Consider the following 14293-nt stretch of genomic DNA (forward strand, 5'->3'; position numbering starts at 1 on the left):
ATCGAGCTGAAATCTGAATCCGTCTCTAAATCAAAGAGATAGAGTATGATGTCGTCCGAAAACCGCTTCACACTTTTCGGCATCATGCTCTAGGCAGGTATCAGGACGGCGATACGATGGACGCCGACCTCCTTGCTTGTATTCGTCGCCTCGTCGGTCTTGCCCTTGGCGCAGGTGTACATGTCGCCTTCCTTGAGCTTGAATTCCTTGTCGGCTTTCTTGATCGTGAACGCGCCTGAAGTAATGGTGCAGACCATGTCATTGTCCATCACCATCTGAGGCGCGTGTGCGCCGGGCTGGAACACCACGTCGACGATTGCGATGCTCTTGTAGGCGGGAATGTCGGAGTCGCCGGTGCTGACCTCAACCACCCTGACACCGGGCGCAATCTCCTTGCCTTCCTTCGGGCCGTATTTCTTGACCTTCGCTGATGCCGCCAAGGTGAACAGAGGCGTTATCGCGGCAGCCGTCACACCCAGAGCAATTGCAGACCTGCGATTCATGGTTTTCATCGCATCCTCCCACATGTTCGTCACGAACGAATGTGCATGACCGCAATATATTAGCACAGACGAATATATTTGTATGCGAGGAAGCGCCCAACTAAAGCATGGCCGCGTGAACTTCGCAGTAGCCGTCGGAGAGGTTCCATACATCGACGATTTGCTTGCCGCTAAACCCCGCTGCTGCGGACCTTCGTACTGCTGTTGAGCCGTTCAAAAACCCTGGCCGTGCCGCCAGCAGGTGATCCGGTGGCCGGGCGCGACCTCGTTGGCGGGCGGTTCTGCCTTTCTGCAGTCGGGCAGGACCAGGGGGCAGCGATCGGCGAAGGCGCATCCGGTGTTCGGGACACCGGTGGCCTCGATCTCGGCTGGAGCGGATAGTTTCGGCTCGGCCTCATCGGAAGAAGCGGCCAGCAGCAGGGCCGTATAGGGGTGGTTGGGACCTTTGAAAATCTGGTCGGATGAACCGGTTTCGACCAGGCGTCCGCGATAGAGCACGCCGATCCTGTCGGCCATGTAGCGCACCACCCTGAGGTCGTGGCTGATGAACAGATAGGTCGTGTCCTTGTCGCGCTGCAGGTCGTTGAGCAGGTTGAGAACGGTCGCCTGGACGGAGACGTCGAGCGCGGAGGTCGGTTCATCGAGCACGACGACCTTCGGCACGCCGGCGAAGGCGCGCGCGATCGCCGCCCGCTGCCGCTGGCCGCCGGACAGCGAGCGCGACTTCTGCTCGGCGGTAGTGCCGGCGAGGCGAACCGAGCCCAGCAGGTCGCCGACGCGGGCTCTCACCTCGCTGCGGCGCAGGCCGGCGAGCCGGCGCAGCGGGCGGCCGAGGATGCGGCCGATCCGCTGGCGCGGGTTGAGCGTGCGATCCGGCGACTGGAAGACCATCTGCACGTCGCGGCGTTCGGCAAGGTTTCTCTTCTCGACGCGCGGCGCGACCGTCCTGCCGAACAGCTCGACCGATCCGGCATTGGGCATCTGCAGGCCGGTGACGATGCGTGCCAGGGTCGACTTGCCCGAACCGGACTCACCTATCAGCCCGAAGGTTTCGCCCTGGCCGATGTCGAGATCGATGCCGTGCAGCACTGGCTGGCTGCCGAAGACATGGCTGATGCCTTTGCAGGCGATCGCGATCCGGCGTTCTTATGGCAAGCCGGCGTCTTCGCCTTGCGCTGTGGGGTGCGCTGGCATGCCGTCCTCCGCCAGTCTTCCGTCCCGCTTGGTGTAGTTGAGCGCCGGGATCGAGGCGATGAGCGCCTTGGTGTAGGCGTGAGAGGGGTTGTCGAAGACATCGCCCGCAACGCCGCTTTCGACCACGGTTCCCGCCTGCATCACCGCCACCCGGTCGCAGGAGCGGCGGATCATGTTGATGTCGTGGCTGATCAGCAGGATGCTGGTTTTGTGATCCTTGCGCAGGTCGGAGAGGATGGCGATGATCTCGGACTGGACGCTGGCGTCGAGCGCCGTCGTCGGCTCATCCAGCACCAGCAGCGACGGGTCGAGCGCAATCGCGATGGCGATGTTGGCGCGCTGCTGCATGCCGCCGGAGAGTTCGTGCGGATAGAGATCCAGCACACGCTCCGGATGGCTGACGCGGACCCGGCCGAGCAGTTCGGCCGCACGCTCGCGCGCCTCGTCGAGGCGAACCGGGCGGTGCCGCATGATCGTCTCGGTGATCTGCCGGCCGATCGTCATGCTTGGATTGAGCGCCGCGCCCGGATGCTGGTAGACGGCCGCGATTTGATTTCCCCTGAGCCGGCGGAGCTGCTCGGCGGAAAGGTCGCGGATTTCGCGGCCCTGGAATTCAAGCGCTGAGGCCGCGATACGGGCGTTCTTCGGCAGATAACGCAGGATGGCGAGCGCCACAGAGCTTTTGCCCGATCCTGACTCGCCGACCAGGCCGAGCGCCTCGCCTTGGCCTATGTGCAGCGACACGCCGCTGACGGCGGGATGTGATCCCTTGCGCCCGTCATAGGCGACGGACAGCTGGTCTACGTTCAGAACCGAGGAGGACATGGGGACTTGAAACCACTTTCTTCCAGCGCCGCCATCGAGGGCAATCGCTTCCGCTTTCGGAGTGCATTATCTCTATAAAATTACTCGGATTAAGCCGAAGCGCAATCTACCTTTCATGCCTCAGGAGAGATTGTCGCCGTCTGCCGAGGCAGCGCGACGGTCTCCGGAGCAGATCTGGAAGGAGGCCGTCATGGCTCGAGACCACATGATCCTCAGCGCATTCTTCTTCAACCCGCAGGGCGATCACCGGATGTCGTGGCGCCATCCCAGGGCGCCGGAACGGGAGGTGCTGGACTTCGAATTCTACCGCGATCTCGTGCAGGCGGCCGAGCGCGCCAGGATCGACACCATCTTCGTCGCCGACCACGTTTCGATTTGGGATTCGGTCAAGAGCGGCGTCGCCCACTACGCCAATGCGCGCCTCGAACCGCTGACGCTGCTCTCGGCGCTGGCGGGCGTGACCAAGCATATCGGCCTGATCACCACGGCATCGAGTTCCTACAGCGAGCCCTACAATGTGGCGCGCATGTTCGCCTCGCTCGACCACATCAGCAAGGGCAGGGCGTCGTGGAACGTCGTCACCTCGGCGATGGACGAGGAGGCGCGCAATTTCGGCCGCGACGGCAATATCGAACATGCGTTCCGCTACGAGCGTGCGGCCGAATTCCTCGATATCGTCAAAGCGCTGTGGGACAGCTGGGAAGACGAGGCGCTGCTGATCGACAAGGCGTCGGGCTATTTCGCCGACCCCGACAAGGTCCACCCCGTCGACCACAAGGGCAAGCATTTCAAGGTGCGCGGGCCGCTCAACGTCTCGCGGCCGCCGCAAGGCCATCCGCTGATCGTCCAGGCCGGATCCTCCGAAGACGGCAAGAACTTCGCCACCGCACAGGCCGATGCGCACTTCGCCATCTACAGCACCAAGGAGGATGGCATCAAATACCGTCAGGATATCAACGAGCGGCTGGCCCGCCACGGCAGGCGGCCGGAGAGCTTCAAGATCCTGCCCGGCATCCTGCCTGTTGTCGCCGCCTCCGAAGCAGAAGGCCGGGAAAAGCAGGAATACCTGCAGACCTTGCTGCCGGATCAGGTCGGCATCGACCTTCTGTCCAGCTGGAGCGGGTTGGACCTGTCGCTGTTCCCGCCGGACGGGCCATTGCCGCCGCTGCCGGACGAGAGCACGTTCAACGGCGGACGCACGTCGCTCAACCGGGTCAAGCAATGGGCGAAGCAGAATCTCAGCCTGCGCGAGATCGCCCGCAAACTCGCCAACAGCGGTTCGGTGCCGACCGTCGCCGGCACGCCGGTACAGATCGCCGACCAGTTGCAGGACTGGTTCGTTTCCGGTGCCGCCGACGGCTTCAACTTGATGTTCCCGCTGCTGCCCGAGGACTGGGTGAATTTCGCCGAACAGGTGGTTCCGGAGCTGCAGCGGCGCGGCGTGTTCCCGACCGAATACGCGCCGGGAACGCTGCGCGACCGCTTCGGCCTGGCGCGACCAGCCAATCGCTTCGCCGAACAACGCGACAATGCGCGCGCGGTGTCCTGACGTCAGGCCGGGAGAACGATCATGACCGTTGCACCAAGATTGCAGCCCCGCGAAGCCACCGCGCCGCAGCTCGTCAATGTCCTGCACAGCCCCAAGCGCGTGCGCGTCAAGTTCGGCGGCCGCACCATCGCCGACAGCCGCAACGTGCTGGTGCTGCGCTCCAACCATTTCCTGCCGATCTATTTCTTCCCGCCGTCAGCGGTCGACCCGTCGGTGCTGAGACCCTCACTGCATCGCGAACCGCACCCGGTCGGTGGCGAAACCGCCTATTGGAATATCGACAGCGGTGACAGGCGCAGCGCCAACGCGGCCTGGGCTTTCGTGTCGCCACCGGATGAAAACCTGGCGCCTCTGGCCGGCCGCATCGCCTTCACCTGGAAAGCCGTCGACCAATGGTTCGAGGAGGAAGAGGAAGTCTTCGTCCACGCCCGCGATCCCTATGCACGCATCGATGTGCTGCAGAGCTCCAGCCATGTGCAAATCTGGTTCGACGGCGAGCCGATCGCCGACAGCCACCGCCCGGTTCTGCTTTTCGAGACGCATCTGCCGACGCGTTTCTATCTGCCGGCGGAAGACATCCGGCTGGAGCGGCTGACGGCGTCCGTCACAACAACGCGATGTCCTTACAAGGGTATCGCCTCCTATTGGTCCGGCCTGCTGAGCGACGGCTCGGTGCGCCCTGACATCGCCTGGAGCTACCGGGATCCCATAGAGGAAATGCCCAAGATCAAGGGCCTCATCGCGTTCTATCCGCAGGCCGTCGACCGCATCCATCTCGACGGCGAACCTGTCGCATAGGTTCTCAATCTTCATTTCAAGGCAGGGGTTTAACATGACCAAACTCAGAGATATCGACGCAGTTCGCAATCTGTCGGGGGACATCTGGAATGTCGCCGTCGACGAATATCAGGGCGGCTTTCTCAAGCGCCGCGATCTCCTGAAATACGCCGCACTGCTCGGCCTGACCGGCTTTGCCGCTTCGCAAGGGCTTGGAGGCGCGCGCGCCTCGACTGCTGCCGGCGGCACGGTTCGCGTCGGGCTCGGCCAGCCGACCAAGGCGATCGATCCGGTTTCGGTGACCGATCCGGCCAGCATCGGGGTGATCAGCCAGGTCGGCGAGTATCTGATCCTCGACGATCCGAAGAATGGTCTGCAGCCGAAGCTGGCTCTGTCCTGGGAAGCAAACGAGACGGCCAGTCGCTGGACCTTCAAATTGCGGCCAGGGGTGAAATTCCACGATGGTCGCGCGGTCACCGCTAGGGATGTTGTGGCGAGCTTCGAGCGGCTGGTCGATCCGGCCAGCGGTTCGTCGGCGTTGTCGGCCTACAAGGGCATCCTGTCCAAGGGCGGCGCCAAGCTGGTCGATGACGAAACAGTCGCCTTCCATCTCGATGGTCCGAACAGCAATTTTCCCTTCTATGTCTCCTCCGACGTCTATAATGCCGTCATCCTGCCGGCCGACTATGCCGGTGATTTCGAGAAGAGTTTCAACGGCACCGGTCCGTTCAAGCTCGAATCCTTCCGTCCCAAGCAAGGGGCAAGCTTCGTGCGCAATGAGGACTACTGGGGCGACAAGGCGCTGCCCGACCGGGTAGAGATCAAGTTCTTCGACGACGAGCAGGCGCAGGTGCTGGCGCTGCAGGCCGGCCAGCTCGACGTCATCCCGAGCACGACGCGCCTGGAGCTGGCGATCGAGGGCAATCCCAATTTCAAGCTGCTGAGCGTGCAGGCAAGCTCGCATGATCAGGTGCATCTCAGAACCGACCAGGCGCCGTTCACCGACAAGCGCATCCGCCGCGCGCTGGCGCTCACCATCGACCGCGAGGCGGTGGTCAAGGGCCTGCTGAAGGGCCGCGCCATCGTCGGCAACGACACCCCGTTCGCGCCGATCTTCCCATCGGCCGATCCGTCGGTGCCGCAGCGCAAGCAGGACATTGCGGAAGCCAAGCGGCTGCTCGGCGAGGCGGGTGTGCCGAACGGCTTCGAGGTGACGCTGACCACCGAGCGCGCCTATGACATTCCCGACTATGCGGTGATCATCCAGAACTTCGCCAAAAAGGCCGGCATCGACGTCAAGCTCAATGTCCTGCCACAGGACGCCTATTACGGCTCGGCCACCTTCGGCAGCTCGCCCTGGCTGGATTCGGTGCTCGGCATCACCGACTACGGCCATCGCGGCACGCCCGACATCTTCCTCAACGCCACGCTGAAGAGTTCGGGAGCTTGGAACGCGGCGCATTTCAACAACCCGGCCTATGATGCGCTGCTGCTCGACTACTCTAAGGCGCGTGATCTGCAGGCACAGCGCCTCGTTGCCGGCAAGATCCAGACCTTGCTGCTTGACGAGACGCCGGCGATCATCAGCTACTTCTCGCAATACAGCCGGATCGTCAGCTCGAAGGTCGAGGGCGTGGGCTTCACCGCGATCTCGCATCTGCTGCTCGACCGCGTTTCCTTCGTCCAGGCATGATCGCGACATGCTGACCGGTCGCATTCTGTCAGCGCGTCTGGGCACACTTGTCCTCACGCTGTGGCTGGTCAGCATCCTGGTGTTCTTCGCCGGGCAGGTCCTGCCCGGCGATGTCGGCCGTGTGATGCTCGGGCCTTTTGCCGATGCGCAGGCGGTGGCGGAACTGAACAAGCGGCTGGGCGCCGATCAGCCGGTTCTCGTCCAGTACTGGCTCTGGTTTAGCAAGGCCGTCACCGGTGACTTCGGCACCTCGCTGTCGATGCGCGGGCCGGTGGCGCCCTTCGTGCTGGAAAGCCTCAAGCGCTCCGCCGCCCTTGCCGGCATTATTCTGATTTTTCTCATTCCGCTGGGCGTTGGTGCCGGCGTCGTTGCCGGTCTCAATGCGGGCCGCTTGATCGACCGGCTGATCGTGATGGCAGGCGTCTCCTTCGGCATTGTGCCTGATTTCGTTTCTGGCCTGATGCTGCTCATCGTTTTCGGCCTGTGGCTGAACTGGTTCCCGATCTCCGGTGTTGCGCCCGATGGCGCGGGCTTCTGGACGCATGGCTATTATCTGATCCTGCCGGCGCTGCCGCTGGTGCTGAACCTTGCCGGCTACATCGCCCGGATGACGCGGGCAGGGGTGATCGAGGCAATGGCCGCCGATTATACGCGCACCGCCGTCCTGAAAGGGCTCGAGCGGCGCGAGATCATCTTTCGGCACGTGCTGCGCAACGCGCTGACGCCGACCATCGCGGTGCTGGCGACGCAGACCGGCTACATGCTTGGCGGGCTGGTGGTGATCGAGGCGCTGTTCGGCATCCAGGGGCTTGGCAATCTGGTTCTGAATGCGGCCAAGGCACGCGATTTCCCGGTGCTCGAGGCCGGCGTGCTGGTGATGGCGGCAATCTTCGTGCTGTCGGCGGCGGCCGGCGACCTCGTACTGGCGCTGCTCGATCCGCGGCAACGCCGCCGGACCTCGCCATGACGGATCTGGCGGAGTTTCCCGCACCACCGCGCTCCGTGGCCGGCTTTCCGGCAGTGCGCCGGATCCGCAGTGCTTTCGCCGGATTGCCGCCGTCGGTCGTGGTCGGATCGCTGCTGCTTCTGTTCTGGGTCGTGTGCGCCATAGCAGGCAACCTCTTCGTTCCCTACGATCCCTATGCCGAGGATTTCCTGGCGATGCTGACGCCGCCCGACGCGCTGCACTGGTTCGGGACCGATCAGCTCGGCCGCGACGTGCTGTCCCGCATAGTCGTCGGATCGCGCGACATCCTGCTGGTTGCGCCGCTGGCGACGCTGGCCGGTGTCGCCGCCGGCAGCATCATCGGGTTGGTGCTCGGCTATTTCGACGGCCTGGTCGATGCCATCGGCGCGCGGCTGCTCGATACGCTGATGGCGTTTCCGTTCATCGTTCTCGTCACCATGACGCTGGTGGCCATCGGCCCGTCCAATCTAACGGTCATCCTGGTGATCGGCATCGCCTACGCGCCGCTAGTGGCGCGCACCGTCCGCGCCGCCGTGCGCGAGCAGAAGGAGCGCGACTATGTCAGCGCCGCGCGGCTCGGCGGCGAAGGTCCGCTCGCCATCATGTTCCTGGAGATCCTGCCCAACATCAGGGAAACGATCCTCATCGAGCTCGTCACAAGGCTGGGCTACGCGTTCTTCTCGATCGCGACGCTGAGCTTTCTCGGCCTCGGCATCCAGCCGCCATCGGCCGATTGGGGGCTGGCCGTCGCCGACGGCTATGGTTTCCTGACCGGCGGCAAATGGTGGGTCGTCGTCTTCAATTCCGCGGCAATCGTCTCGCTGGTGATGGCAACCAATCTGATCGCACAAGGCATCGGCGCCTTCGAGAATAGCGATGCATGAGCCTTGATCGGGCGTGTCGAAAAATCTCTTTTGCATTGAAGCCTGACGCGCATCCTTATATCGCATGGCTATGAAGAAAATCGGTTTCCTGTCATTCGGGCACTGGACGCCCTCGTCGCAATCGCAAGTGCGCTCGGCTTCGGACGCGCTTTTGCAATCCATCGAGCTGGCGATCGCCGCCGAGCAACTGGGGGCGGATGGCGCCTATTTCCGCGTGCATCATTTCGCCCGCCAGCTCGCGTCGCCGTTCCCGTTGCTGGCAGCCGTCGGCGCCAAGACCAGCCGCATCGAGATCGGCACCGCCGTCATCGACATGCGCTACGAGAACCCGCTCTACATGGCCGAGGATGCGGGCGCTGCCGACATCATCGCCGGCGGCCGCCTGCAGCTTGGCATCAGCCGTGGCTCGCCCGAGCAGGTGATCGATGGCTGGCGCCATTTCGGCTACGCGCCGCCGGAAGGCCAGAGCGACGCCGACATGGCGCGGCATCACGCCGAGGTCTTCCTCGAGACGCTGCGGGGCGAGGGGTTCGCCCAACCCAATCCGCGGCCGATGTTCCCCAATCCGCCCGGCCTCTTACGCCTCGAGCCGCATTCGGAGGGTTTGCGCGAGCGGATCTGGTGGGGTGCGGCCACCAACGCCACGTCGGAATGGGCGGCCAAGCTCGGCATGAACCTGCAGAGTTCGACGCTCAAATTCGACGAGAGCGGCAAGCCGTTCCATATCCAGCAGGCCGAGCAGATCCGCATCTATCGCGAGGCCTGGAAAGCGGCCGGTCACAGTCGCGAGCCGCGCGTCTCGGTCAGCCGCAGCATCTTTGCGCTGGTCGACGATCGCGACCGTGCCTATTTCGGCCACGGCAATGAGAGCCGCGACCAGATCGGCTTCATCGAGGAGAACACCAAGGCGATCTTCGGGCGCAGCTACGCGGCCGAGCCGGATGTGCTGATCAAGGAATTGGCGCAGGACGAGGCGATCGCCGAGGCCGACACGCTGCTGCTCACCGTTCCGAACCAACTTGGCGTCGACTACAATGCGCATGTCATCGAGGCGATCCTGACCCATGTCGCGCCGGCGCTTGGCTGGCGCTGACGCCGGATCGATCAGGGCGGAGTTCCAGGGAGGTACACAATGCCAAAGAAGGCCTTGATCGCCTGGGGCGGCTGGGAGGGCCACACGCCGGAGCAGAGCGCGAATATCGTTCGCACCTTGCTTGAGCGAAACGGCTTCGACGTCACGCTCGGCCAAGGCACCGCGATTTTCGCCGATCCGGAGCTTGCTTCCTTCGATCTCATCGTGCCCGTCATCACGATGTCGACGATCGAAAAGGCCGAGTTGCAGAACCTGACGCTTGCCGTTCGCGGGGGAAGCGGGCTCGGCGGTTTCCACGGCACTATGGGCGACAGTTTTCGCAACGAGCCCGACTATCAGTTCATGACCGGCGGCCAATGGGTGGCGCACCCCGGCAATATCATCGACTATACTGTCGCGATCACCAGGCCGGACGAGCCGATCACATTGGGCATCAGCGATTTCGCCTACCGGTCGGAGCAGTATTACATGCATGTCGACCCGAGCAACGAAGTGCTGGCGACCACCACCTTCACCGACGCGCATTTTCCTGGGATAGGCGGCGTCGTCATGCCGGTCGTCTGGAAACGGCGCTATGGGGCGGGGAAGGTTTTCTACAGTTCCCTTGGTCACACTGCGGATGAGTTCGCGGTGCCGGAAATGGCGCTGATGGTGGAGCGGGGTTTGCTTTGGGCGGCGCGGGGGTAGCCTCTGTCAGTCACCAATTGCGAAAGGCGAGCGGCGAACCGCGGAGGCAGCGAGGTCTGAATTCCTGCAATGGCTAGAAAGTCGGCCGCTGTCGAACTACCATCCGGTGAACAGCAAAGGGGGGTGGAATGGATCATCAGCGGACAGTATTCTTGGTCGGAGGGGGCACGGGCGGAGACGAGGAAGCCGTGTTTACGCTGCATGTAGAGGGCGCCGTCTGCAGCCTGACATGCGGCTACCGGGACAAGGTGATCAGGGCCGAAGAGGAAGATTTTTTCGAAGCTCTGTTCCAGATCCGTCAGGGGCTCGAAGCCGATGGTTTGCTGCCCTTCTGCTACGGGGCGAGTGCCAATGTTTATCCCGAAAATACCGTGATGGAGAAGAGTCGCGGATTGATGGCCTGCAAGGTGACGATGGGGCGATTTCCCCAAGAGACGGATCTGGTCGACATATTTGACGATGGCGTCGACGTGGTTCCGGTTTTCGTCCACATTCAGCAGGAATTTTGGGAAGAATGGCTGGCCTCTCTGCCCTCCTAGTGCCCAGCACTCATTTTATCCCGCCGGTGACCGCAAAGGCGCCAGCGGTGCGCCCATCCTCCAGCCGCACCACCGCCGTCACGATCGAACCGTAGGAGCCACGCCAGACGCTGTGGAAGCGCTGATGCTCGGCGGCCGGAATGAGGGCATGCCCGCTGAGGCGCGCACCGCTTCGCTGCAGCACGACGACCTCTCCGTTGACATGCACCTGGATGTTGGCCGTTTCGGCGGCCTCGCCGGGCAGTTCGAGCGTGATGACGATCTCGTCCTGATCGCCGGAAGGCCGCGTCTCGGCGGCAAGCGTGATCGCGAACGCTGGCACCTTGCTGTCGCCGGCTCGGGCAGGACGGCCTGAAAACACATCGTCGTCAAGTTCCGGCGTGCGCGGCGGGCGGGTGCGGCGCTGCGTGGAGCGTTCGAAGTCGCCGGCCATGCGCAGCAGTCTCTCATCGTCATAGGCCTTGCCGGCAAAGGTGAGGCCGACCGGCATGCCGATATCGGCCATGGTTCCCATCGGCACGGTGACGGTGGGGATGCCGAAATGGCGCCAGACCAGATTGCCGTTGGCGACCCAGGTGCCATTGCGCCAGGCAAGGTCGGCGGACATCTCATCAATATCGGCATCGGCCGGCCCGACATCGGCGGCGGCAGGCAGCACCACGGCGTCGATGCCTTGCGCGTCCAGCCAGTCCTCGAAATCGATCCGCCTTGTCGCTTCCAGTCCCTTCAGTCCCTCTTCCAGCGTTGGAATGTCCACGAAGGGCGTGACGCCGGACCATGCCCGCTCGACATATTCCCTCAGGTCGAAGCCGCCTTCATAGCGATCGGGCAGCGTGCCGGGCGGCTGCGGGAAGATCTTTGGGCCGTCGACCGAAACGAGATCGGGCAAGGCCGGGTCGACATTGGCGCGCAAAAAGTCGTCCCAGCCCCAGATGCAGAGATCCCAGAGTTCGCGCTCGGCGAACTCCTGGGGCATCAGCCCGCGCTCGACCATGGTGCGAGCACCCGGGCGGTCGCGCTCATAGTTGGAAACGACGGGAAAATCGACCTCGACCACCTCGGCGCCAAGCCGCGTGAGATCGGCCGCGGCCCGCTCCCACAGGGCAAGCACCGAGGCGCGGGTTTCGATCGGCGCATCGGCCTCGCTGTCGCGGCCGATATACATTCTGGGCACGCCCAGGCGCTTGCCTTTCAACGATCCCGCCAGTGCGAGATCGGTATAGCGGGGCGGCCGCATATCGGAGCTTTTCGGCAGCTTGACCCAGGGCTGCGCGCGCCAGAAATCGCCTCGCGTCTCGGGATCGTCGGCGACGATGATGTCAAGCAATTCGAGCATGTCGGGCATTGTCCGCGCGTGCGGCACCACGACATCCATGGTCGGCACCAGGGGCCAATTGCCGCGCACCGAAATGACGCCGCGCGACGGCGTGTAGGCGACCAGCGCATTGTTGGTGGCCGGCGCGCGGCCGGACGACCAGGTCTCCTCGCCAAGCCCGAAGGCGCAGAAGCTGGCTGCTGTCGCCGTGCCGGAGCCATTGGATGAGCCCGATGCGAAGGCGGCGGTCAGATAGTCGCCATTGTAGGGGCTCTCGGCGCGACCGTAGACGCCGCGCTGCATACCGCCATTGGCCATTGGCGGCATGTTGGTCAGCCCGATCAGCACGGCGCCGCCGGCGCGCAGCCGGGCGATGGTGAAGGCGTCCTCATTGGCGATGAGATGCTCGAAGGCGGGCGAACCAGCGGCGACCGTCAGGCCTGATACCTTGTAGCTGTCCTTGGCGGTGTAGGGGATGCCGTCGAGCGGTCCGAGCACGGCGCCGTTGCGGCGGCGCCGGTCGGAGGCTGCCGCCTCCTCGAACATATCAGGATTGAGCACTGGGACGGCATTGAGGCTGATGCCGTGGCGGTCGAAATGCCCGATGCGCCTGAGATAAGCCCCGACCAGTTCGACGCTGGTGACGGTGCCGTCATCAAGCGCGCGGCGCAGTTGGTCGATCGTCGCTTCGACGAGATGAAGGCTGGCATCGGTCATCACAGGTTCCACATTTCTACGCACCATGGATGAGCGAGGCAGCTGCCTTCGGCAAGAGCCTATCGCGGTCTGCTCCGGAACTTTTGTCCGGCTGGCGGTTTTGGATGTATGGTGTGATTCCGGAATGGCCAGGAGGGTATTGGCATGACCACCAAATGCGTTGCGATCCTAGCTCTCGCTGTCGCCATGGGCTCAAGCGCTTGCGCCCCGGCTTTCGCTGGCGACCGGCACCACGACCGCCGGGTCCAATCCGAACGCTACGTTCCCGCCGAAGGCGATCTCATCGACATCCTGTTCGGCGGCCCGCGCTACTACGATCAGCAGTTGGTGACGACGGCCGCCGGCGCGTGCTCCTATCATCGCGTCGGACCCGACGCGAATGCGGTGAACAAGATCAACGACCATCACTGTGGGAAGTAGGCGGCAGGCGGCGCCTCAGCGCCCGCCACTTTCTTTCATCCGCTCGATGATCTCGGCCATCAGCGCCAGGTCGCGGCGTGAATCGGCGAGGTCGGTCGGAGGCTTTGTGCCTTCGGTGATGTGGCGGTGGAAAATCTCGAGTTCATTCGAGAAAGCATCGCCGTAGAGAGGCCCGAAGGTTTTCGTCACCGGGCCGAGCGGGCCGGCATCGGTGACCTCCAGCCGCGTCGGCAGGCTGCGGATGTAGGGCGTGTCGTAGAGAATGCGCACACGCCTGGTGTTCGAGCGCACCTCGATCATGGCGTCGAACAGGCCGAGATCGTCGACCACCGCGTCGTAGAGACAAGCGAAATGGCCGTAGTCGAAGCTGACTGATGTGTTGGCGCCGCCATTGGTGCGGTGCGCGGCCAGCACGCGCGCCGGCTCGCCGATCAGCCCGCGCATCGCTGAAATGTGGTGCGAGGAAAGCGCCGTCAGGCCGCGATAGGCGCGCACCAGGTCGGCCGGCGCATCGGCGCCGACGACTTCGCGGATCAGTGCGTCGCGTTCGCTTGCGCCACGCGCCAGCAGGGTAGGGTCTATATCGTTGGGATAGAGGACGTTCTGGCTCTTCTTGAGAAAGTGCCGGCCTTCCGAGATCATGTCGAAGATTCGGACATGGGTGATGTCGGCGTATGCCGGCAGTTCGTCCCTGGCCGCCAGATAGGCCGGCGCGTAGCGGCGCATATAGCCGACGAACAGGGTCTTGTCGTAGCCCGGCATCAGCGCCAGCAGATCGTCGATTTCGCGCACCGTCAGGCAGGCGGGCTTTTCCAGCAGGATATGTTTGTTGGCTGCAATCGCCGCCCGCACGAAGCGGCTGTGGGTGTCGTCGGACGACAGCACGAACACCGCGTCGATGTCGGGCGAACTAATCAGCGCCTCGGCCGTGTCGAAGGCCTTTGCCGTCGTAAATTCAGAGGTGACGAGTGACACCAGGCTGGGCGACACGTCGTACACGCCCGCGATCACCCAGCGGTCGCGCTGATCGCCCAGCACAGGCAGATGGATCGACTGCGCGACCTCTCCAAGACCTATCAGTCCGACACGAATTGGTGCCACAGGCGAACTCCCTTTGATTTCAAGTCTGA

General features: G+C 63.6%; 14 protein-coding genes. 9 read left to right on the forward strand and 5 right to left on the reverse strand.

Annotation, left to right across the window (positions count from 1 at the left end; translation table 11 throughout):
• Window positions 1-89: 89 nt before the first annotated feature.
• From AC0L2U_RS22065 to AC0L2U_RS22075, 3 genes are all read right to left on the reverse strand, one after another.
• Window positions 90-512: a cupin domain-containing protein gene (locus AC0L2U_RS22065; RefSeq protein WP_127809706.1), complete on the reverse strand. Its 423-nt coding sequence runs from the start codon at window positions 510-512 to the stop codon at window positions 90-92.
• Between the two features lie 204 nt (window positions 513-716).
• On the reverse strand, window positions 717-1592 hold the full coding sequence (locus AC0L2U_RS22070; RefSeq protein ID WP_473602657.1) for an ABC transporter ATP-binding protein: 876 nt from the start codon (window positions 1590-1592) through the stop codon (window positions 717-719).
• A gap of 57 nt (window positions 1593-1649) precedes the next feature.
• Entirely contained in the window at window positions 1650-2522 is an 873-nt protein-coding gene (locus AC0L2U_RS22075) for an ABC transporter ATP-binding protein (protein ID WP_473602658.1), read from the reverse strand.
• A gap of 190 nt (window positions 2523-2712) precedes the next feature.
• Here AC0L2U_RS22075 and AC0L2U_RS22080 point away from each other — a divergent pair, with 190 nt between their 5' ends.
• The 8 genes from AC0L2U_RS22080 to AC0L2U_RS22115 all read left to right on the forward strand — a co-directional run bounded on the left by AC0L2U_RS22080 (window position 2713) and on the right by AC0L2U_RS22115 (window position 10711).
• Window positions 2713-4071, forward strand: coding sequence for an LLM class flavin-dependent oxidoreductase (locus AC0L2U_RS22080; protein WP_127809708.1), 1359 nt, complete (start codon window positions 2713-2715; stop codon window positions 4069-4071).
• 21 nt (window positions 4072-4092) lie between these two features.
• A complete protein-coding gene (locus tag AC0L2U_RS22085; protein WP_473602659.1) occupies window positions 4093-4869 on the forward strand; it encodes a DUF427 domain-containing protein in 777 nt (258 codons plus the stop codon).
• Window positions 4870-4903: 34 nt separating this feature from the next.
• Window positions 4904-6541: an ABC transporter substrate-binding protein gene (locus AC0L2U_RS22090; protein ID WP_473602660.1), complete on the forward strand. Its 1638-nt coding sequence runs from the start codon at window positions 4904-4906 to the stop codon at window positions 6539-6541.
• Window positions 6542-6548: 7 nt separating this feature from the next.
• Entirely contained in the window at window positions 6549-7508 is a 960-nt protein-coding gene (locus AC0L2U_RS22095; protein ID WP_292700559.1) for an ABC transporter permease, read from the forward strand.
• The gene (locus AC0L2U_RS22100; RefSeq protein ID WP_127326506.1) at window positions 7505-8392 is read left to right on the forward strand and encodes an ABC transporter permease; all 888 of its coding nucleotides are present in this window, start codon (window positions 7505-7507) and stop codon (window positions 8390-8392) included. The genes AC0L2U_RS22095 and AC0L2U_RS22100 overlap by 4 nt, the downstream gene beginning before the upstream one ends.
• A 70-nt stretch (window positions 8393-8462) precedes the next feature.
• A complete protein-coding gene (locus tag AC0L2U_RS22105; RefSeq protein ID WP_164873964.1) occupies window positions 8463-9485 on the forward strand; it encodes an LLM class flavin-dependent oxidoreductase in 1023 nt (340 codons plus the stop codon).
• A 39-nt stretch (window positions 9486-9524) separates the two neighbouring features.
• On the forward strand, window positions 9525-10172 hold the full coding sequence (locus tag AC0L2U_RS22110; RefSeq protein WP_128288613.1) for a ThuA domain-containing protein: 648 nt from the start codon (window positions 9525-9527) through the stop codon (window positions 10170-10172).
• Between the two features lie 128 nt (window positions 10173-10300).
• A complete protein-coding gene (locus tag AC0L2U_RS22115) occupies window positions 10301-10711 on the forward strand; it encodes a hypothetical protein (protein ID WP_127396571.1) in 411 nt (136 codons plus the stop codon).
• Window positions 10712-10721: 10 nt separating this feature from the next.
• Here the strand turns inward: AC0L2U_RS22115 and AC0L2U_RS22120 are convergent, their stop codons facing one another.
• The gene (locus AC0L2U_RS22120; RefSeq protein ID WP_128288612.1) at window positions 10722-12743 is read right to left on the reverse strand and encodes an amidase; all 2022 of its coding nucleotides are present in this window, start codon (window positions 12741-12743) and stop codon (window positions 10722-10724) included.
• A gap of 144 nt (window positions 12744-12887) precedes the next feature.
• Between AC0L2U_RS22120 and AC0L2U_RS22125 the strand changes: the two genes are divergently transcribed.
• The gene (locus tag AC0L2U_RS22125; protein WP_127269574.1) at window positions 12888-13163 is read left to right on the forward strand and encodes a hypothetical protein; all 276 of its coding nucleotides are present in this window, start codon (window positions 12888-12890) and stop codon (window positions 13161-13163) included.
• 15 nt (window positions 13164-13178) lie between these two features.
• Here the strand turns inward: AC0L2U_RS22125 and AC0L2U_RS22130 are convergent, their stop codons facing one another.
• Window positions 13179-14264, reverse strand: a complete 1086-nt coding sequence (locus tag AC0L2U_RS22130) for a Gfo/Idh/MocA family protein (RefSeq protein WP_128288611.1) — start codon at window positions 14262-14264, stop codon at window positions 13179-13181.
• Between the last annotated feature and the right edge of the window lie 29 nt (window positions 14265-14293).

The organism is Mesorhizobium sp. WSM4808 (genome assembly GCF_055811675.1).

Bases quoted from the DNA above. Each gene is read 5' to 3' on its own strand.
- AC0L2U_RS22065 (WP_127809706.1), bottom strand. From the start codon at position 512: ATGAAAACCATGAATCGCAGGTCTGCAATTGCTCTGGGTGTGACGGCT.
- AC0L2U_RS22075 (WP_473602658.1), bottom strand. From the start codon at position 2,522: ATGTCCTCCTCGGTTCTGAACGTAGACCAGCTGTCCGTCGCCTATGAC.
- AC0L2U_RS22080 (WP_127809708.1), top strand. From the start codon at position 2,713: ATGGCTCGAGACCACATGATCCTCAGCGCATTCTTCTTCAACCCGCAG.
- AC0L2U_RS22085 (WP_473602659.1), top strand. From the start codon at position 4,093: ATGACCGTTGCACCAAGATTGCAGCCCCGCGAAGCCACCGCGCCGCAG.
- AC0L2U_RS22090 (WP_473602660.1), top strand. From the start codon at position 4,904: ATGACCAAACTCAGAGATATCGACGCAGTTCGCAATCTGTCGGGGGAC.
- AC0L2U_RS22095 (WP_292700559.1), top strand. From the start codon at position 6,549: ATGCTGACCGGTCGCATTCTGTCAGCGCGTCTGGGCACACTTGTCCTC.
- AC0L2U_RS22100 (WP_127326506.1), top strand. From the start codon at position 7,505: ATGACGGATCTGGCGGAGTTTCCCGCACCACCGCGCTCCGTGGCCGGC.
- AC0L2U_RS22105 (WP_164873964.1), top strand. From the start codon at position 8,463: ATGAAGAAAATCGGTTTCCTGTCATTCGGGCACTGGACGCCCTCGTCG.
- AC0L2U_RS22110 (WP_128288613.1), top strand. From the start codon at position 9,525: ATGCCAAAGAAGGCCTTGATCGCCTGGGGCGGCTGGGAGGGCCACACG.
- AC0L2U_RS22115 (WP_127396571.1), top strand. From the start codon at position 10,301: ATGGATCATCAGCGGACAGTATTCTTGGTCGGAGGGGGCACGGGCGGA.
- AC0L2U_RS22120 (WP_128288612.1), bottom strand. From the start codon at position 12,743: ATGACCGATGCCAGCCTTCATCTCGTCGAAGCGACGATCGACCAACTG.
- AC0L2U_RS22125 (WP_127269574.1), top strand. From the start codon at position 12,888: ATGACCACCAAATGCGTTGCGATCCTAGCTCTCGCTGTCGCCATGGGC.